17 protein-coding genes and 1 tRNA gene are annotated in these 19,202 nt (G+C 64.5%); 14 read left to right on the top strand and 4 right to left on the bottom strand.

The window, feature by feature from the left end; genetic code table 11:
• Positions 1-147 precede the first annotated feature (147 nt).
• The gene (locus tag AC4K8G_RS05205; RefSeq protein WP_491734414.1) at positions 148-1,149 is read left to right on the top strand and encodes a GlxA family transcriptional regulator; all 1,002 of its coding nucleotides are present in this window, start codon (positions 148-150) and stop codon (positions 1,147-1,149) included.
• Here AC4K8G_RS05205 and AC4K8G_RS05200 read toward each other — a convergent pair.
• Positions 1,094-1,801: a hypothetical protein gene (locus AC4K8G_RS05200; protein WP_491733107.1), complete on the bottom strand. Its 708-nt coding sequence runs from the start codon at positions 1,799-1,801 to the stop codon at positions 1,094-1,096. The two genes, AC4K8G_RS05205 and AC4K8G_RS05200, sit on opposite strands and share 56 nt — an antisense overlap.
• 274 nt (positions 1,802-2,075) lie before the next feature.
• On the opposite strand from AC4K8G_RS05200, the gene AC4K8G_RS05195 reads away from it, so the two are divergent.
• From AC4K8G_RS05195 to AC4K8G_RS05170, 6 genes are read left to right on the top strand one after another with little or no spacing between them, the layout of a single operon-like run.
• A complete protein-coding gene (locus tag AC4K8G_RS05195) occupies positions 2,076-2,711 on the top strand; it encodes a DUF4129 domain-containing protein (RefSeq protein WP_491733106.1) in 636 nt (211 codons plus the stop codon).
• Positions 2,708-3,925 carry a hypothetical protein gene (locus AC4K8G_RS05190; protein WP_491733105.1) on the top strand — a complete coding sequence of 406 codons (1,218 nt, stop codon included), beginning with the start codon at positions 2,708-2,710 and terminating at the stop codon, positions 3,923-3,925. The genes AC4K8G_RS05195 and AC4K8G_RS05190 overlap by 4 nt, the downstream gene beginning before the upstream one ends.
• Positions 3,922-4,878 (top strand): AAA family ATPase, encoded by a 957-nt coding sequence (locus AC4K8G_RS05185; protein ID WP_491733104.1) that lies wholly within the window; start codon positions 3,922-3,924, stop codon positions 4,876-4,878. Before AC4K8G_RS05190 ends, AC4K8G_RS05185 begins: the two co-directional genes overlap by 4 nt.
• Positions 4,875-6,179: a DUF58 domain-containing protein gene (locus AC4K8G_RS05180; RefSeq protein WP_491733103.1), complete on the top strand. Its 1,305-nt coding sequence runs from the start codon at positions 4,875-4,877 to the stop codon at positions 6,177-6,179. Before AC4K8G_RS05185 ends, AC4K8G_RS05180 begins: the two co-directional genes overlap by 4 nt.
• Positions 6,176-7,201, top strand: a complete 1,026-nt coding sequence (locus AC4K8G_RS05175; protein ID WP_491733102.1) for a stage II sporulation protein M — start codon at positions 6,176-6,178, stop codon at positions 7,199-7,201. The genes AC4K8G_RS05180 and AC4K8G_RS05175 overlap by 4 nt, the downstream gene beginning before the upstream one ends.
• Complete coding sequence (locus AC4K8G_RS05170) at positions 7,191-8,054, top strand: RDD family protein (RefSeq protein WP_491733101.1); 864 nt, start codon at positions 7,191-7,193, stop codon at positions 8,052-8,054. The genes AC4K8G_RS05175 and AC4K8G_RS05170 overlap by 11 nt, the downstream gene beginning before the upstream one ends.
• Before the next feature lie 48 nt (positions 8,055-8,102).
• On the opposite strand, the gene AC4K8G_RS05165 is transcribed toward AC4K8G_RS05170, so the two are convergent.
• Positions 8,103-8,176 (bottom strand) — tRNA-Cys (locus AC4K8G_RS05165).
• 207 nt (positions 8,177-8,383) lie between these two features.
• Here AC4K8G_RS05165 and AC4K8G_RS05160 point away from each other — a divergent pair.
• From AC4K8G_RS05160 to AC4K8G_RS05150, 3 genes are read left to right on the top strand one after another with little or no spacing between them, the layout of a single operon-like run.
• Positions 8,384-9,034, top strand: coding sequence for a protein-L-isoaspartate O-methyltransferase family protein (locus tag AC4K8G_RS05160; protein WP_491733100.1), 651 nt, complete (start codon positions 8,384-8,386; stop codon positions 9,032-9,034).
• A 14-nt stretch (positions 9,035-9,048) separates the two neighbouring features.
• Positions 9,049-10,608: a TolC family outer membrane protein gene (locus AC4K8G_RS05155; protein ID WP_491733099.1), complete on the top strand. Its 1,560-nt coding sequence runs from the start codon at positions 9,049-9,051 to the stop codon at positions 10,606-10,608.
• A 15-nt stretch (positions 10,609-10,623) separates the two neighbouring features.
• Entirely contained in the window at positions 10,624-11,052 is a 429-nt protein-coding gene (locus tag AC4K8G_RS05150; RefSeq protein WP_491733098.1) for a DUF2497 domain-containing protein, read from the top strand.
• Here AC4K8G_RS05150 and AC4K8G_RS05145 read toward each other — a convergent pair.
• Positions 11,049-12,773 carry a cellulase family glycosylhydrolase gene (locus tag AC4K8G_RS05145; protein WP_491733097.1) on the bottom strand — a complete coding sequence of 575 codons (1,725 nt, stop codon included), beginning with the start codon at positions 12,771-12,773 and terminating at the stop codon, positions 11,049-11,051. The genes AC4K8G_RS05150 and AC4K8G_RS05145 overlap by 4 nt on opposite strands.
• Before the next feature lie 106 nt (positions 12,774-12,879).
• On the opposite strand from AC4K8G_RS05145, the gene AC4K8G_RS05140 reads away from it, so the two are divergent.
• Genes AC4K8G_RS05140 through AC4K8G_RS05125 form a run of 4 tightly spaced genes read left to right on the top strand, consistent with a single transcriptional unit; the run spans position 12,880 to position 18,688 of the window.
• The gene (locus AC4K8G_RS05140) at positions 12,880-15,636 is read left to right on the top strand and encodes a valine--tRNA ligase (RefSeq protein ID WP_491733096.1); all 2,757 of its coding nucleotides are present in this window, start codon (positions 12,880-12,882) and stop codon (positions 15,634-15,636) included.
• Between the two features lie 9 nt (positions 15,637-15,645).
• Positions 15,646-17,109, top strand: coding sequence for an MATE family efflux transporter (locus AC4K8G_RS05135; RefSeq protein ID WP_491733095.1), 1,464 nt, complete (start codon positions 15,646-15,648; stop codon positions 17,107-17,109).
• Positions 17,110-17,127: 18 nt separating this feature from the next.
• Positions 17,128-18,117: a porphobilinogen synthase gene (gene hemB / locus AC4K8G_RS05130; RefSeq protein ID WP_491733094.1), complete on the top strand. Its 990-nt coding sequence runs from the start codon at positions 17,128-17,130 to the stop codon at positions 18,115-18,117.
• Complete coding sequence (locus AC4K8G_RS05125) at positions 18,110-18,688, top strand: GNAT family N-acetyltransferase (protein ID WP_491733093.1); 579 nt, start codon at positions 18,110-18,112, stop codon at positions 18,686-18,688. Before hemB ends, AC4K8G_RS05125 begins: the two co-directional genes overlap by 8 nt.
• Here AC4K8G_RS05125 and AC4K8G_RS05120 read toward each other — a convergent pair.
• The gene (locus tag AC4K8G_RS05120; RefSeq protein WP_491733092.1) at positions 18,685-19,182 is read right to left on the bottom strand and encodes a hypothetical protein; all 498 of its coding nucleotides are present in this window, start codon (positions 19,180-19,182) and stop codon (positions 18,685-18,687) included. The two genes, AC4K8G_RS05125 and AC4K8G_RS05120, sit on opposite strands and share 4 nt — an antisense overlap.
• Positions 19,183-19,202 lie beyond the last annotated feature (20 nt).

The raw sequence follows: 19,202 nt of genomic DNA, 5'->3' as shown, positions 1-19,202 counted from the left end.
CCAAAATGGCCGGCAACACGGTCGCGGCCAGTGAGAGAATAGCCAAAGATCGGGGAGGATTTGCCAAAATGCCGTTTGGCGAAAAATCCTCGATCATGGTCGAATAGGCCACTAGTGCGAGCGCTTGAATAGTAGGAAAATGTCGTGATGCTGCCGGTCACCGTTCTCGCGCTCGATGGAGCCATGGCATCGAGCGTCACGGTCACGCTGGACGTGCTGGCGATGGCCAATCATGCCTGCATCAATGCCGGCAGGCCGCCGGCATTCGACATTCGGCTCGAGGGCTCGGGCGCGAAGCTGTTCCGGCCGTTCCTGGCCTTCCCGGAGGCAGCGCACGCGACGCCCGAGCTGCTGATCGTCCCCGCGCAGGGCCTGTCCAAGGCGGCGAGCTACGCCGATCGGCTAACGGCGAGTGACGCTGAACATGCGCGCCGAATCATCCGCCGCGCCGCCGAGAATGAAGCGCATGTCGCAAGCTCCTGCACCGGCACCTTGTTGCTGGCGAGCAGCCGCCTGCTCGATGGCCGCCGCGCGACGACCGCCTGGTGGCTGGCGCCGGTGTTCAGCGAAATGTTCCCGCAAGTGCGCCTCGACAGCGCCGAGCTCATCGTCACGGACGGATTGTTCACCACGGCCGGCGCGGCGATGGCGCAGATGGACCTGATGGTCGGCCTCGTCGCGCGCCATGCCGGCGCGGAAGTCGCTGAAGTCTGCGCGCGAAAAATGGTCCTCGACGAGCGTCGTTCGCAGACGCCTTATATGGCGATCGGCCTGCTTGCGGCGTCGAGCGAAAGCATCGCCAAGGCGGCGGCCTGGGCACGGCCGCGGCTGGACGAGCCGATCAGCGTCAACGACCTGGCCAGCGCGGCGGGCCATTCGCCCCGCACGTTCTCGCGCCGGGTGGCCGCGGCGACGGGTCTGTCGCCGATCCAGTTCCTCCAGCAATTGCGGGTCGAGCGCGCAATCGAGCTGATTGAATCGACGCACCTGCCGTTCGAGCAGATCGCCTTCCGAGTCGGCTATGCGGACCCATCCACGCTGCGAGGGTTGATCAGGCGCGGGCTGGGCGTTGGTCCGCGCGACCTACGCTCGCTCAGGCGAATACATCCTGCAAGTCTTCTACGGCGAGGCCTTCCTTCGCTTGCCTGAGTTCGACGTACAGCGACGGCTGGATGGTCCCCCAAAGAATGTTGAAGACCGTGCCCGCGATGACGCTGCCGAGAAGGTTCGCGACGGTGAGCCCGCCCGCGCCGCTCGTCGCTCCGTACATTCCGAGGCCGACCAGGCCGACGACTACCGTCAGTAGCCAGTAGCTGATGAACAATACGAGGAAGAGCCCGAGGATCTTCCAGCGCGATCCCTTCGTAAGCTCGGCGCTGCGACCGAAAGACGCGATGACGCCGGGCCGTTCGATGACCAGCACCGGAATGGCAACGGCCCACATCAACAGAAGGATGATGCCCGGGATTAGCAAAAGCATGAACCCAATGCCGACGCCGATCGCGAACAGGATGCTCAAGGCGATCAAGGGCAGGATCATGCGGAAACCGGCGGAAAGACTCTCTCCGAACGTCACCCGGCGGCCTTCATTTGCCGACACCACCGCCCGCGTGAGCGACGCTTGCACCAAGGCGGCGACGACCATGCCGATGACGGACGAAATGAAGATCGCGGCGCCGAAGCCGGTTGGAGAGACTGCTCCACTTTGGATTGCTTCCGGAGAAGTCAGCCCGAGCTGGACGAACAAATAGGTCATGAGCAGGCTCGGCAACGCACCGACGAGCACGGCCAAGCCCAACACCACTACTGGATTGTTGCCAATGGCCGAGAAGGCGCGCTGAAAAACCCGCCCTACGGAAATTTTTCGTTCTTCGAAAACAGGTGCCGTAGCCATTGCAATCCCCCATTGCTGACGCGGGGTTGCTGCGCGAACCGCGAACGCCTGTCCAGAGATTTCCACGCTTGCACGAAGCCCTGCCAGGACTATCCCTAACTTTGGGAAGGAGACGGGGATCAGCGGCGCAAGTCAGGGCACGGCCGACGAAGCCGTTCGTTTCGCGCAAGCCTATCAAGCGATGCGCCACGACTCCGCGTACCAATTCAACCTTGTGGCTACGCCGCCGCCGCCAAAACCGCCGGCCTGGCTGCAGGCCCTTCTTCAGTGGCTCGGCGAGGTCCTGAAACCCGTCGGCCGATTCTTCAACTGGCTCGCGAGCTTCTTGCCCGACGCACCTTACGCACGAGTCTTGTTATGGACCGTGATCGCGCTGGGAAGCGCCGCGCTGCTTTGGGCGTTGTACAATCGGATCCGTCACGGACAGTGGCGCCTGCGCCGAGCGCAGCCAGCATCACAAGCGGAATTCGAAACGGACGAGGAATGGCGCCCGGACGAGAAGGGTGCCCGCTCGTGGCGGGACGAGGCCGACGCGCTGGCGCGTGACGGGCATTTTGCAGAAGCAATTCACCACCTGCTGTTCCGCTCCATCGAGCACATTTTCGGGAGGCGGCCGGCGCTTGCCCGGCCGGCGTTGACCAGCCGCGAGCTCGCCGCGTCCGACGTCATTCCGGCCAGGGCGCGGGCGCTCTTCTCCCACATTGCGCTGATGGTTGAGCGAAGCCTGTTCGGTGGCCGAGCGGTGAGCCAGCAGGATTGGTCCGAGGCACGCAAAGCCTATTCGGATTTTGCGCTCCCGGCTGCGTGGCGGTCATGAGCGACGTCGGCATGCATCCGCTGGAAACGGGCGACCGCACATTCAACGCGTCGACGATGCTCATCATGACCGGGATCGGCGTGCTGGCGTTCATCGCGATGCTCGTCCTCGGGGCCTACGCGCCGGATCTTCGCTCAGGACGCAATGGGGGCGCTCACGCTTTGTCGCCAGCGGCAACCGGTTTCAGCGGACTTGTTCGGCTCGCCGAAGCGACTGGACGTCATCCGGTTATCGTGCGTTCCGTGAATGACCTGTCCAGCGAAGATCTTGCTGTAATCACCCCGGAAGCGGGGGCCGTTGACCTGAGTGACATCCTTAATGCCCGTGGTCCCCGGACGACGCTCATCGTGTTCCCCAAATGGTCGACTGAGCCCGATCCCGCCCATCCGGGCTGGGTTCGGGTTTCAGGGCTCACCCCGACGTTCAATCCGGAAAGCGTGCTGGCGCCGGATCTCAAGCTCAAGGTCGCTCGGTCGAAGGGGCATGGCGAGCCGCTCGTCAACGTCGATCCTGCAGCCCCGCCGGCAATGCAGTTCCTCGCTCCCGCCGTCGTGCAGTCGATCAGCGGGCCCGGCATCGAGCCGCTGCTGACGACGTCGACCGGCGCCATCGTCCTGGCCCGCGTCGGCACGCGCAACATCTATGTGCTGAGCGACCCCGACTTGATCAACAACCATGGCATGGGCGATGAACGGCAAGCGCGCTCGGGGCTGGCGCTGCTGGACGATCTCAACAGCACCGGTGCCACCTCGGTATTGTTCGACGTCACTGCCAACGGGCTCGGCAGGTCGCGTAGTCCGCTGAAGCTCGCTTTCGACGCTCCGTTTCTTGCTGTCACACTGACAGTGTTCGCCGCCATGCTGCTCGCAGGCTGGCAAGCGCTCATTCGCTTTGGTCCGGTGCGGAGGCGCGAGCGCGCGATCGCGTTCGGAAAGGCCGCGCTGGTCGACAATAGCGCGGCGCTGATCCGCAAGGCCGGGCGGGAGGCACATCTCGGCAGCCGTTACGTCGATCTCATCCGCGAGCGGGCGATCGCATTGTTCAGCCTGCCCACGGCGCTCGACACTGCCTCGATGCGGGCGCGGCTCGATGCGCTCAATCCCAATCGCAGCTTTTCAGCGGCAGCGGATGCCACTGCCCGTGCCCGCAACAGGGAAGAGCTCGTCGGCGCTGCTCGGTCGCTCAATCAATGGCTCAAGGAGATTCAAGGGTGAAGATCGAACAAGTCCAGGAGCTGGCCGGGGCCATCAGGGGGGAGATCGCCAAAGCGGTCGTCGGCCAGGACACGAGCGTCGAGTTGATGCTCGTCGCGCTCCTCGCCGGCGGACACATTTTGCTGGAGGGTCCTCCCGGGACTGCAAAAACCCTGCTCGCGCACAGCTTCGCCCATGCGGTCGGCCTCGATTTCGGCCGGATCCAGTTCACGCCGGACTTGATGCCGGCAGACATCATCGGCGCCAACCTGTTCAACTTCCAGACGTCGAGTTTCTCCCTGACGCGCGGCCCGATCTTTACCGAGTTGCTGCTGGCCGACGAAATCAACCGCACTCCTCCCAAGACCCAGGCGGCTCTGCTCGAAGCCATGCAGGAGGGCCAGGTCACGGTCGATGGCGAAAGTCATCCGCTGAGCGACCGATTCATGGTCGTTGCCACTCAAAACCCGATTGAGCAGCAGGGCGTTTATCCTCTTCCCGAGGCGCAGCTGGACCGCTTCCTGTTCAAGCAGACCGTCGATTATCCGTCGCTTGAGGAGGAGCGGAGGATCGTCGCTACGCATGGCGCCGAAAAGGAAGCCATGAATCCGTCGGCGTGGGGGGTGAAGCGCTGCGGCAATCCGAAGGTCATTGCGGCCGCAATCAAGACGGTTAGCGAGGTACGGCTGGTCGACGAGATCATCGACTATATTACGGCGCTGGTCAGGGGCACGCGCGAGAATGCGGAACTGGAAACGGGCGCGAGCCCGCGTGCTGGCGCGATGCTCGCCGGGGCCGCACGAGCGCGTGCCGCGCTCGACGGGCGTGACTTTGTCATTCCCGATGACGTCAAGATGCTCGCGCCCGCGCTGCTGCGCCACCGGGTCATTCTGTCGCCCGCGGCGGAGATCAACGGGCGCAAGGTCGAGGAGATCGTCGGCCTGATAATCGAGGCGATCGAGGCACCGCGTTGATCTATCCGACCCGAACCGCGGTCATCGCCACCGCAAGTGGCGCACCGCTTGCGCTGCTGTTCGCGGCGATGGAGCCGGGGCGGTGGTTTCTCGCGCTTACATGGCCGCTGGCGATGTTCCTGCTGACCGCATTCGACGCTTTTCGGGGCATGTCGCCCGCCGGTGCACAAGTGGACTTTCCAGCGCACGCTTATGTCGGAGAATCCCGCGATTGCGCGGTTACGGTGACTGTTCGCAAGGGAGCGCGAAATGCGTGGGTGGCGCTGCAAAATTCCCCCCTGGTCGCGGCAGAGGATGATGGACGGACGAGGGTTCCGCTCGAGGGCGGGCGAGGGGCCGTTTTGTTGCCGCTCGAAATGTTGCGGCGCGGTGTCGCGCGCTTTGAGCGCTTGTGGCTGCGCTGGACCGGCCCGCTTGGCCTGACCTGGCATCAGGGGGTGATAGATATCGAGGGCGCCTTTCCGGTTTTGCCCGACATTCGCCCTGTCCATGATCAGGGCGCCAAAGTGTTTCAGCGCTATGCGCTCGAGGGCCTCATTGCCCAACTCGCCAGCGGCGAGGGTGCCGACTTCGATACGCTGGTGGACTTCAGAACCGGTATGGATCGCCGCTCGATCGACTGGAAGCAGTCGGCGCGGCACATGACCTTGCTGGCGAAGCAATATCGTACCGAGCGTAACAACCAGATCGTCTTTGCCGTCGATACCGGCAGGCAAATGTGCGAGCCCGTCGCGGGAATAGCGCGCGTGGACCGCTGCGTTTCCGCGATGCTTCTGACGGCATGGATTGCCCTTAAGCTCGGTGATCGAGTGGCCATCAACGCCTTCGATTCAAGACCTCGCCTGGCCAGCGGTTTCGTGTCCGGCGGGGGTGCATTCACCGAGCTCGAGCGCCTTGCGGCGGAGATCGATTATAGCGGCGATGAGACAAATTATGCCTTCGCCCTGAACACCCTCGGCGCGCGGCTCACCCGGCGATCGATGGTCATTCTATTTACCGAGTTCACCGACACGGTATCCGCGGATTTCATGCTCCGTGCCTTACGCCGGCTCGTCGAGACGCATCTGGTCCTGACCGTCGTCCTTCGCGACGAAGAATTGGAGACAATCGCGACTGACGACCCGCAGACCGCGGACGACGTCACCCGGGCGATTACGGCTGCTGATCTGCTGAAGGATCGGCGCGTGGCGATTTCCCGCCTGCAACACCTTGGCGTTCACGTGATCGAGAGCGAGTATGACAAAGTGAGCGAGCGGCTCGTCCAAGGTTATCTGGACCTCAAGAAGAGAAACTTGCTGTGAATGCGCCGTTAGTCGGACGGGGCGAGGCGCCGCTGGTCAACGCGACACGCTTCCGCCAGGCGCATGAAGCGGATTGGGCGCGGCTTGAGGACATTGTCGCGCGCATGGAGAAACGGTCCATCCGGACGCTCCGCGATGACGATCTCCTCGCGCTTCCGGGTCTTTATCGGACCACGCTATCCTCGCTTTCGGTTGCCCGGGACACCTCGCTCGATCGGGGGCTGATCAGTTATCTTGAGCGGCTCTGCACCCGTGCCTATTTCCAGATTTACGGAGTGCAGACGCCCGCGTGGCGTCAGATAGTGCGATTCTTCGGCCAGAGCTGGCCCAATGCGGTGCAGAGCTTGTGGCGCGAGACACTGTTTTGTGTCGCGATCACGTTCAGCGCCGCGCTGCTCGCCTATTTGCTGATCCGGAGCGACCCGAGCTGGTATTACAGCTTCATCCCGGAAGGCCTGAGCGATGGCCGTGATCCATCCGCGTCGGCCGAATTCCTGCGATCCACGCTCTATACCAAGGAGCAGGGCTGGCTGGGCGCCTTTGCCACCTTCCTGTTCACCCACAACAGCCAGATTGCGATATTCGCCTTTGCCCTGGGCTTTGCGTTCGCGGTCCCGACGATACTGCTTATCCTCTACAATGGGCTCATGCTCGGGGCTTTCTACGCCGTGTTCGCGGCCAAGGGGCTGAGCACGAATGTGATTGCGTGGCTGATGATCCACGGGACCACGGAAATATTTGCGATCTGCATCGCGGGCGCCGCGGGGATGCGCATTGGAATCACCATCGCTTTCCCCGGTCGATCTGCGCGCATGGATGCGGCGGTCGATGCCGGCCGGGTTGCGGCGACGGCAATGGGCGGGTGCGTGGTCATGCTCGCGGTCGCCGGGCTGCTCGAAGGGGTGGGGCGGCAAACGGTGAACAACGACGGCCTCAGGATGCTGATCGGATCTTCGATGCTGATTGGCTGGCTGGCCTATTTTTATGCGCTACCCGCGAGAAAGAGGGCGCGTGGCGAGTAGCGCCCTCAAGGTTCGCAGCCTTAAGCGGACCTTCATCACGCCCGAAGGAGTCGACCTGCGTCTCGAGCTCGGCTCCGCCGGAAGCCGTGCGGCGGCTTTCATCATCGACTTCATGCTGATGGCCTTCGCACTTCTGGCGCTGACCATCGGGCTGCTTTACCTTTTTTCGAAAATTCAAGGCGCACAGAGCGCGAGGCAAGTCCTGGCTGTTTTGTGGCTGGTCGGTTTCTTCATCCTGCGCAACGGCTGGTTCTCGCTGTTCGAGATGGGTAGCCGCGGCGCCACGCCAGGCAAACGCATGCTTGGCCTCCGCGTTGTCGCGCGGGACGGGGCGCGGCTCACCGGCGCGGCCGTCGTTGCCCGCAACGCAATGCGGGAGATCGAGGTCTTCCTTCCGCTCTCGTTTCTCGGCGCCCAGTTCGCCCAGGGTATTGCCGACACGTTCCTTGTCATCTTCGCCTTATTGTGGAGCGGGATTTTTCTATTCTTTCCGCTGTTTAATCGCGACAGGTTACGGATTGGCGACCTCGTCGCCGGGACGTGGGTGGTTCACACCGAGAAGTCCGGCCTCTCCGCGGATCTGGTCGGGAGCGCGCACCGGCCGCGACGCACATTCCCTCACGCGGCGCTCGAACTCTACGGGGTCTTCGAGCTGCAAACCCTCGAGGATGTCCTTCGAAACGAAAACCCCGATGCCGTCGCTACCGTAGCTCGAACTATTCGCGGAAAGGCGAGCCTTCCTGACGACGGCGACGACTATGGCTTCCTGTCCGATTACTACGCGGCCCTCTGTGGCCATCTCGAAGCGCGATTAATGGTCGGCCACAGGCGCGACAGCAAATACGCGCAATAGAGGCACGCTAACCGAATCCTCGACTGACCTTGATTGGGAAAATGTGCGTGGAGGCCCGAGCCGGAATCGAACCGGCGTGCAAGGATTTGCAGTCCTCTGCGTAACCACTCCGCCATCGGGCCTCGGAGGGAGCGCTGCCTTTCTGCGAGCTTGGCGTGGCCGTCAAGCCCGACCACCGCTCGACCCATGGATTGAAGAAGCAGCGTTGACTGCCCATCTTTCGATCAACGGCGGTTGGCGATGCCAGCTGCTGCCGATATGGAGCAGCGCTCAGCGCCCGCTCGCGGGGATAGCTTGAACTCTAGGTGTATTAGCGGCATATAACAGCCATGACGGTCCAGTCCCCGATTCCCGATTTCGCCGCCGCGCGCGAAGCGATGGTCGAAAGCCAGCTTCGTCCGCAGGGCGTGACCGACGCCGGCGTCCTCGAGGCGATGGGGTCGATCGAGCGCGAGCGCTTTCTTCCGGCGCACACGCGCCCGCTGGCCTATGTGGACCGCGGCGTGGCCATCGGTGACGGCCGCTTCATGGCCGCGCCGAGCGTGCTTGGGCAGCTGTTGACCCAGATGGCGCCGAAGCGCGGCGAGCGCGCGCTCGTGATCGGCGTCGGCACCGGTTATTCCGCCGCCGTCCTGACGGCCATCGGCCTCAAGGTCACCGCGCTGGAAAGTTCGGCCGAGCTCGCCAAGGCGGCTGGCTCTAACAAGGTCAAGGTCGTCGAAGGTCCGCTTGAAGCTGGCCACCCCGACGGCGCGCCTTACGATCTCATCCTGCTCGACGGCGCGGTCGAATTTCTGCCTGACGCGATCATCGACCAACTGGCCGAGGGCGGTCGGCTTGGCGCAGCGCTCATCGATCGGGGCGTCGCCCGGCTGATCATCGGTCGCAAGGCCGGGGGCGCCTTCGGTTACCTCTCCATCGGCGATGCTGGCGTGCCCGCGTTGCCCGGTTTCGCGCGCCCGCGGGCGTTCACTTTCTAAGAAGGACCGCTGGCGTGATCCGCAAGCTCATTACCGGTTCGATCATTGCTGGCCTGCTCGCCGGCACGGCAAGCGCGGACACGCTGCGCGATGCTCTGGTTTCGGCCTACCAGACCAATCCGACGCTGACAGGTCAGCGCGAGGACCTCAAAGCGACGGATGCCAATGTCGCGATCGCCAAGGCTGCGGGTCGCCCGCAGCTCACCGCGAGCGTCGGCCTCAACCGCGATATCAGCCGCACCGGCATCCTCGATACGGGCGGCTCGAAGAACAACGTCTCGGTCGGGGCGGACATCAGCTACCCTTTATTCAACGGCGGCCGCGTCAGGAACTCGGTCAACGCCGCCAAGACCCGTGTTGACGCTGGCCGGGCCACGCTGAGCGCGGTTGAAGGCGATGTCTTCACCCAAGCGGTCGCGGCCTACATGGACGTGATCCGCGACCGCGCGATCGTCGAGCTCAACGCCAATAACGTGAAGGTCCTCCAGACCAACCTCGAAGCCACCAAGGATCGATTTGAGATCGGCGACCTGACCAAGACCGACGTCGCCCAGTCGGAAGCGCGGCTTCAGCTCGGCCGGTCGCAGCTGGCGACCTCGCAGGGCCAGGAAACCGCAAGCGAGGCCACGTACCGCCAGGTGATCGGCCACCAGCCCGGGACGCTCGCCCCGCCGCCGCCGCTGCCGCCCCTTCCGGCGAACGCCGACCAGGCGGTGCAGATCGCGCTGGCCAATAACCCGGACCTGGTCGCGATCAGCCGCCAAGCTGTTGCCGCGGGCTATGACGTCCGTGTTGCGCAGGCCGGGCGCCTGCCGACCCTGTCCGCAGTCGGAAGCGGCACATACGTCCGAAGCCTCGGCAGCAACGGCGACGATTTCCTTGGTCAGCCCAACCCCCGGACTGGCACGCAGACGACGGTCGGGCTGAACCTCGGAATTCCTTTGTTTCAGGGTGGACTGCCCGCCGCCAACACTCGGCGTGCGCAAGCTGTCGAAGGTGAGACGCTGGAACGGGTCGTTGGCACTGAGCGCGCAGTCGTTGCGACCACTCGCTCGGCCTTCGCCACCTACGACGCGGCACAGAAGGCGATCCAGTCGAACACCGTCGCGGTCCAGGCCAACGAACTCGCCCTCGAAGGTGCGCGCGCCGAGCAGAGCGTTGGGACCCGTACCGTGCTTGATGTGCTGAACGCGGAGCAGGAACTGCTGAACTCGCAGGTCGCCTTGGTCACGGCCAAGCGCGATGCCTATGTTGCCGGCTTCCAACTGCTGAACGCGATGGGGCAGGCGCAGGCGCAGGACCTCGGCCTCGACGGCGGGCCGCTGTATGACCCGCTCGGCAATTATCGCCACGTCGCCAACAACTGGAGCGACTGGGCGTCAGATATTCGGCACAAGCCGGTTGCGACGCGCACAGTCGACCCGCAGGAAATGCCGGCGACCCCAGTGGTCACCCCACCGCTGCTCTATTCGCCGCAGACGCCGCCGCCCGCATCCCAGACCGGCATTTCGCCACGCGCCGCGGATGCACGGCCGGTTGTAGTGCCCGTAGGGGTGACTCCGCAGCCTCAATAAGCGATATCGCCGGCCATGGCGTCTCGTGAGCCCTCGATGGAAGACATTCTCGCCTCGATCAAAAAGGTGATCGCGGAGGAGAAGGAACTGCGCACCGGCGCGGCGCCCAGCATCGTTGGCGACGACCAGGAGGAGCCGCTTCCGGAAGAAGCATCGGCTGCCGAGGACGATGTCCTCGAGCTTGATGAGCCGCTTGCGCCTCCGGCCGACCTCGGCCCGCCGCTTCTGGATGAAGGCGTCGCCGGCCACAGCCGCGAAGCGCTCGAGCAGCTGCAGACGGTCGCGGCGACCATTCCGGCCGCACCGCCGGTCAATCCGCTCGAGGACATGGTTCGCGAGATGCTCCGCCCGATCCTCAAGCAATGGCTCGACGAGCACCTGCCGCAGATGGTCGACGAGCATGTGAAGCGCGAAATCACCCGGATTACCGGCAAACCGCTTTAGAGCACGCGGATAGTCTTCAACTTCACGGTCCCGCTGATTACCGCCACCCTCACTCTGTTCGTGCCCCGCTGGAGGACAAGCGGCGGCGCGGAAATCGTCCGCCAACCGCTGCCAGCCTGAATTTCCCCTGAGACTGCGGGACCGTCATTGACTGAGATGGCGAGCCTGGCGGCCGCATCGGAGGCAATCGTCAGCGTGACTCCTCGCGATCCTGCTTCGGCGACGTCCAGCGTATACTGCATCCACTCGCCCGCCTCGAACGCGGTCACGTAGGGCATCCCGTCCGGGTCCCGCGCGATGTCGACGCCGTCGTTGCGGTAGGTGCGCCCGTCGTTCCACTCGGTCCGCTCCTTGCCCGTATCGACGTGATAGTTGGCATCGACGCGGTCGGCATAAGCGATTCCGGGCGGGCCAAGGTCATAATCGACTGCCTGGATCTCCATAGGCGCGCTCCCCAGCCGGCGGTCATGGAAGGGCAAGGCGCGGTCGGAATGCGGCTGGCGGATCATCGCATCAACCACGTCGGGATGGATCGCGTTGTCGGCGAAATCGACGTCGTGAGTCGCAAGCGTCATCATCGCTGCCCGCGCTTTCGCCGGATCGGGACGGGGACCCTTGTGGGTCAGCCAGTCGACCACCTTTTGCCAGCCGGGGTTGGGCACCACTTCCAGCGGATTGTTGAAGCCGAGCTTCTTCAGTGGCCACCATGACCAGCCAATCCCATTATGCTCGACCAGCTTGATCGCATCGCGGAACCAGGCGTTCGAATTCTCGCCGCTCTCCCCGAGCCAAATCGGCCGTCCAGTGTCGCTGCGCAGCTTAGAGATCGCCGCGATCGAAGCGGCATCATTCTTGTTCCAATATTTGTGGAAGCTGAGGACGAGCTTGTCGTCCCAGTCAGGAGTGATGCCGCGGTAATTGTTGCCCCAGCAATTGCCCTCAATCACGATCAGGTGGTTGCGGTCATGCTCGCGGATTGCGACGGTGATCTCCTTGTAGAGCGCGCTGATCGGCCGGTTGTGGGTGTCCTCGCAGCCATGGCCGCCGTTGGGCCCGTCGAAGTCCCAATTGGGCTCGTTCAATATGTCGTAGCCGCCGACCCACGGATTGTCGGCGTAGCGCCGCGCGATCTCCCGCCACAGCGCCACCGTCCGGCGCTGGTTCTCGGCGCTCTCCCACAGCGACGGCTTGGTCGGGTCGCGGTCGGAAATGGCGAGGTCGGTGCCCTGGCCGCCGGGCGCGGCATGGAGGTCGAGGATCACCCACATGCGGTTCGCCGCCGCCCAGTCGAGCAGCCTGTCGATGCGGCGAAAGCCGTCCTCGTTCCAGCGGTCGGTCCCGGCGGGTGCAGAGGGGTCGAGGAATAGGTTGTAATGCATCGGCAGGCGGACCGAGTTGAAGCCCCAGCGGCCAAGCGCGTCCATGTCGGCCTTGGTCATATGATGGTCGAGCCAGGCTTGCTCGAACTCGTCGACCGATTGTTGCCCGACCAGTTCGGCCAGGCGGCGATGGATCACATGCTGCTGCCCGAGGTCGCCGAGCTTCAGCATATAGCCTTCCTGCAACATCCAGCCGCCAAGGCCCATGCCGCGCAGGATCACCGGCTGGCCGGTGCCGTCGACGATTTCCGTGCCCCTGGTGCTGAGAAAGCCGGGCGCGGGCGCCGCCGCACCTGCTGTCGCCGTCGCCAAAGCCGCCAGTCCCAGCAACAGCCGCTGCATCAACGCCTCCGTCTGATAACGTTATCGCGGCCTTCTGCGGGCGATCCGTGGCGGCCGCAAGCTGCCAAGGTTGATGCTGCAGCGCGGCATCGCTAACCGCCGAACCATGTCAGAGCTTCCCAAGACCTTCGAACCCCGCGCGATCGAGGATCGCTGGTACGCGCACTGGGAAGACAGAGGCCTGTTCCGACCCGACCGGCCCGACGCGACCCCGTGGACAATCGTCATGCCGCCGCCCAACGTCACCGGCTCGCTGCACATCGGCCATGCGCTGGACAATACGCTTCAGGACGTCCTGACCCGGCGCGAGCGGATGCTCGGCAAGGATGCTTTGTGGGTGGTCGGCACCGACCATGCCGGCATCGCGACGCAGATGGTGGTCGAGCGCAACCTCGAGACGCAAGGCGTCAAGCGCGCCGATATCGGCCGAGACGCCTTCCTTGAGCATGTGTGGGAGTGGAAGGCTCAGTCGGGCGGGGCGATCACGCGCCAGCTTCGCCGTCTCGGCGCGTCATGCGACTGGGCGCACGAGCGCTTCACCATGGACGAGCGCTACCAACAGGCGGTCATCCACACGTTCGTCGAGCTGCACAGGCGCGGCCTCATCTACCGCGACAAGCGCTTGGTGAACTGGGACCCGAAGTTCCAGACGGCGATCAGCGACCTCGAAGTCGATAACCGCGAAGTTGACGGCCACATGTGGCACTTCAAATATCCGCTCGAGGGCGGGGCCACCTACAAATATGTCGAGCGCGACGAGGACGGGAAAATCCTGTTCGAGGAAGAACGCGACTATATCTCGATCGCCACCACGCGGCCCGAAACCATGCTCGGCGACGGCGCGGTCGCGGTTCATCCGGATGACGAGCGCTACCGGCCGATTGTCGGCCTCTACTGCGAGATTCCGGTCGGGCCGAAGGAACATCGCCGCCTGATCCCGATCATCACCGATACCTATCCCGATCCGGACTTCGGTTCGGGCGCGGTGAAGATCACCGGCGGGCACGACCTCAACGATTATGGCGTCGCCCAGCGCAACAATTTGCCGATGTACCGGCTGATGGATGAGACCGCGCACATGCGCACCGACGGCCCGTCCTATGAGGAATCCTCAAACCGGGCGAAGGCGATCGCGCATGGCGAAGCCGCCAGCGCCAACGAAGTCGACGCGCTGAACCTCGTGCCTGAAGTGTATCGCGGGCTCGACCGCTACGAAGCGCGCAAGCGCGTCGTCGCCGACATCGATTCCGAAGGGCTGATGATCAGGCAAGAGGACAAGAAGATTATGCAGCCGTTCGGTGACCGGTCGAACGTGGTGATCGAGCCGATGTTGACCGACCAATGGTATGTCGATGCGGCAACGCTCGCGAAGCCGGCAATCGAGGCGACGCGCAGCGGTGAGATCCGGGTCGTGCCGGAGACGTGGAAGAAGACCTGGTACAATTGGCTCGAGAATATCCAGCCGTGGTGCGTGTCGCGCCAGCTGTGGTGGGGTCACCGCATCCCGGCCTGGTATGCCGATGACGGCACGATCTTCGTCGCGGAGAGCGAGGAGGAAGCGCGCAAGGAAGCGGGCGACCAAACGCTGCGCCAGGATGAGGACGTGCTCGACACCTGGTTCTCGTCGGCGCTTTGGCCCTTCGCGACCCTCGGTTGGCCTGAGCAAACCGAAGACCTCAAGCGCCACTATCCCAATGACGTGCTCATCTCGGGCTTCGACATCCTGTTCTTCTGGGACGCGCGCATGGCGATGCAGGGCATCGAGTTCATGAAACAGCCGCCGTGGAAGACGCTCTATCTCCACGGGCTTGTCCGCGACGCGCACGGCCAGAAAATGTCCAAGTCCAAGGGCAACACGGTCGATCCGCTCGGCCTGATCGACAAATATGGCGCCGACGCGCTGCGCTTCACCCTGGCGGCGATGGAAAGCCAGGGCCGCGACATCAAGCTCGATGAGAAGAGGGTCGAGGGCTACCGCAACTTCGCGACGAAGATTTGGAACGCCGCGCGCTTCCTGCAGATGAACGGCGTTGGTGCGAGCGAGAGCATTGCCGCGCCCGCGGCCGAGCTTCCGGTCAACTGTTGGATCATTGGCGAGGTTGTCGGGACGTTGGCCAAGCTCGATCGCGCGTTCGACGAGCTCCGCTACGACGAGATGGCCGACGCCATCTATCACTTCGTCTGGGGCACCTTCTGCGACTGGTATGTCGAACTGATCAAAGGCGCGTTCGACGAGGAGACCAAGCGCGTCGCCGCCTGGGCGTTCGACCAGATCCTGGTGATGCTCCATCCGCTGATGCCCTTCATCACCGAAGAGCTGTGGAACGCGATGGGCGAGAGGCCTTACGAGCTGATCGTCGCCAAATGGCCCGCGCCGGAGGCGCAGGTCGATCCGCAGGCGACGCGTGAGGTCGACTCACTGATCGCGGTGATCGCCGAGGTTCGGACGATGCGTGCCGAGCTTAACATCCCCTGGAGCGCTGCCCTGACGCCGCATGTGCTTGGTAACCCGAGCCTCGTAGAGCGGCTCGGCCATAATGCCACGACCCTGACGCGCATGGGCAAGCTCGAAGCGCCGGTTGAGGCCGATACTGCCCCGCCGAGCTCTGCGCAGATCGTTGTCAACGGCACGACCATCGCCTTTCCGATCGGCGATGCGATCGATCTGGACGCTGAAAAGGCGCGCCTGTCGAAGGGCGCCGAGGCCGCGGAGAAAGAGCGCGACAGCCTCGCGGCGCGTCTCGGCAACCCGAACTTCACCGAGCGCGCCAAGCCCGAGGCGGTCGAGAAAGCGCGCACGGACCATGAAGCGAAGTCGGCTGAGGCCGAACGGCTTCGCGCCGCGTTGGAGCGGCTCGGCTAAAGGACACGAATGGTAGACGCAGCAACTCGACCGAGCGCGCGCGGCGACCTGACGCAGGGCAGCATTTCGCCGACACTGCTCAAGTTCGCGCTGCCGACGCTCGCCAGCTCGATCATCCAGTCGCTGAACGGCACGGTGAACGCGATCTGCGTCGGCCGCTTCATCGGCGAGGACGCGCTCGCGGCAACGTCGAACGCCAACATGGTGATGTTCCTGCTGACCGCGTTTGTTTTCGGTTTCGGCATGGCCTCGACCATCCTCATCGGCCAGGCATGGGGCCGGAAGGATGTCGACGGTGCGCGGAAGGTGTTCGGAACCGCGGCCGGGTCGTTCCTGGTGGTGACGATTATCATCGCCGCGGCTGGATACTTTCTGTCGCATTCCATCCTCGCCCTGCTCGGCACGCCGGCCGAAGCAACGGAGCTCGCGCATGCTTATTTGAGCGTGATCTTCCTCGCGATGCCGCCGATCCTGCTGTTGACCCTGGCGATGATGGCGTTGCGCGGCGCGGGCGACAGCATGACCCCGCTTTGGTTCATGATCCTGTCGGTCGTGCTCGACAGCGGCCTCAACCCTGTCTTCATCCTGGGCCTGGGTCCAGCTCCGAAGATGGGGATCGCCGGCGCGGCCTTTTCGACCCTGATCGCCAACTACGTCGCGCTGTTCGGGCTGGTTGCCTACATCTACATCAAGGACTTGCCGCTGCGGCTGCGCGGCAATGAGCTGCGCTACCTCTGGTGCGACCTTTCGATCTTCAAAACGATCATCGTCAAAGGAATGCCGATGGGCATTCAGATGGTCGTCATCTCATTGTCGGCGCTGGCTCTCGTCGGCCTCGTCAATCACGAAGGCGTCGACACAGCGGCGGCGTTCGGCGTCGCGCTGCAGTTGTGGACCTATGTCCAGATGCCGGCGATGGCGTTGGGCGCCGCGGTCAGCGCGATGGCCGCGCAGAACATCGGCGCCGGCAGGTGGGACCGTGTCGGACAGATTACGCGGGTCGGCGTCATCCAGTCGGTGCTAATCACCGGCGCGCTCATTGTGCTGATGACGGTCACCGACCGCGCCGTGCTGAGCCTGTTCATGGGGCCGCAGAGCCCGGGGCTTCCGATTGCACGCCATATCCACCTGGTCGCGACTTGGAACTTCCTCCTCTTCGGCGTGATGATGGTGCTGTTCGCGACGGTCCGCGCCAATGGCGCGGTGTGGGCGCCGTTAATCATTCTTGCGATCGGGCTGGTGCCGATCCGGTTCGGCTACATCTACGCGACTTACGGCTGGCTCGGCGCGGACGCGATCTGGACCAGCTTCCCGGTGACCTCATGCATCAACCTCGCACTGGCGGTTGGCTACTACCTGCAGGGCGGCTGGCGGAAGGCCCGCATGGCCGCCGAACCGTGCGACGAGGAAGAAACGACCGAAGAAGCACTGGCGACCCGCGAGCCCGGCGGCGCTTTGAATCCGGCGGGCTAGCGCTATAGGCGCTTGCCCATGACGTCTTTCCCCGCCTTGCGCATGCGCCGCGGCCGTTCGTCGCCGGCAATGCGTGCGATGCTGGCCGAGCACCGCCTGCATCCGAGCGACTTCATCTGGCCTTTGTTCATTTGCGACGGCTACGATTGCGAGGAGCCGATCGGCTCCCTTCCGGGCGTGTCGCGTTGGAGCGTGGACCGGCTTCCCGGCAAGGCGCGCGAGGCCGCCGACCTCGGCATTCCGTGCATCGCCCTGTTCCCCAACACGCCCAACGAACTCCGCACCGAGGATGCGCGCGAGGCGTTCAACGCCGACAACCTCATTTGCCGGGCGATCAAGGCGATCAAGGATGCGGTGCCCGAGATCCTGGTCCTCACCGACGTCGCGCTCGACCCTTACACCGCCCACGGCCACGACGGCTTCACCGACGAGGCCGGCAATGTCATCAACGACGATACTGTGCACGTGCTTCGCGACCAGGCCCTCGTGCAGGCGGCGGCGGGGGCCGATATCGTCGCACCGTCGGACATGATGGACGGCCGCGTTGCCGCGATCCGCGAGGCGCTCGAGGACGCCGGACACCAGAATGTCGCGATCATGGCCTACGCCGCCAAATATGCATCGGCCTTCTACGGCCCGTTCCGCGAGGCGGTCGGCAGCCAGGGGCGCCTCAAGGGCGACAAGCGCGGATACCAGATGGATCCTGCCAACATCGAGGAGGCGCTGCGCGAGGTCGAGCTCGATCTCGCGGAGGGCGCGGATTTCGTGATGGTGAAGCCCGGCTTGCCTTATCTCGACGTCATTGCGCGGGTGAAGGACGCGTTCGGCGTTCCGACCTTCGCGTACCAGGTGAGCGGCGAATATGCGATGATCGAGCATGCGGCGGCCGCCGGGGCCGGCGACCGCAACGCGCTGATCCTCGAGACGTTGCTCGGCTTCAAGCGCGCCGGAGCGACCGGCGTCCTCACCTATCACGCCGTGGACGCCGCCCGCCTGATCAATGGCTAAGGTCGTCGCCGAAACCGAGCGGCTGATCCTGCGCGAGTGGGGCGAGCCCGACGCCCGCGCCTTCTACGATGTGATGAATAGTGAGCCGGTGATGCGTCACTTGGGCGGGGTCCAGACCTTCGAGGAGTGGAACCAGGGCTTCGAGCGGTTGCGGCTGTACCAGCGGGACTACGGCCACACCTTCTGGATCGTCGAGGACAAGGCCGGGGGCGAGATTCTCGGCTTTTGCGGGCTGAAGCGCGTGAATACGCCCGGAGCGCCGCAAGAACTCGCGGGCGTGCCTGAGATCGGTTGGCGGCTGCGCGAGAGCGCGTGGGGGCAGGGTATCGCGAAGGAGGCCGCGATTGCGAGCCTGGAGCTCGCGTTCGGACCCTTCGGCTACCCACGCGTGATCGCCATGACCATCCCGGCCAACGAGACGAGCCAGGGCTTGATGAAGCGGCTCGGCATGACCCGCGCCGAGCAACTCGATTTCATCGACACCCGCTTCGGACCGGAGACCAACCCGCAGATCGTTTACACGCTTGATGCAGCCGATTGGCCTGCCGCGAGGGCAGCCGCGCTGGCCTAGCTGCCCAAGCGCCCCTGCAGCGCCTTGATGCGTGCTGCCTGCGCGCTTTCGATGGCGGCAATTGCTGAAGCCGCCCCTTGAATCGCCGCAAGGTCGTTGGGAGCGATCCCGCCCTGCGTCTGCAGGGCATTCGCCGCGAGCGAATCGACATCCGACAATGCCTTCACGGTTGGCTCCCGCGCCGAGATTGCGGCCGATACGGCTTCCTGGGCAACGGTCCAGCCCTCGCTCTGCGGCGCACCGGCCGCCGACGCGAGGCGTTCGGCCTCGGCCACTGCGGGCGCGAAAGCCGCGTCCCCGCTGCGCGCTTGGACGACGAGCTGGGCCAACTGGGCGGCGAGGCCCGCAGTCACCGGACGGTCGTTGAGCGGCCGCTCGACCGGGACGCGCGGGTCGATCGCCTCGGCCGCGCGCGGTTGCAGCGACGGGTAAGGCCCGCCCGGCGACGCGCAGGCGCTGATCGTCAGGATGAGAAGGACCGAGAGGCGGCGCATTGCCGACGCTCTAAGAGGAA

The sequence above is a fragment of the Sphingomonas sp. SP3 genome (assembly GCF_058514305.1).
Note: the sequence above shows the minus strand (reverse complement) of the source record. Positions and strands in the feature narration are given on the sequence as shown.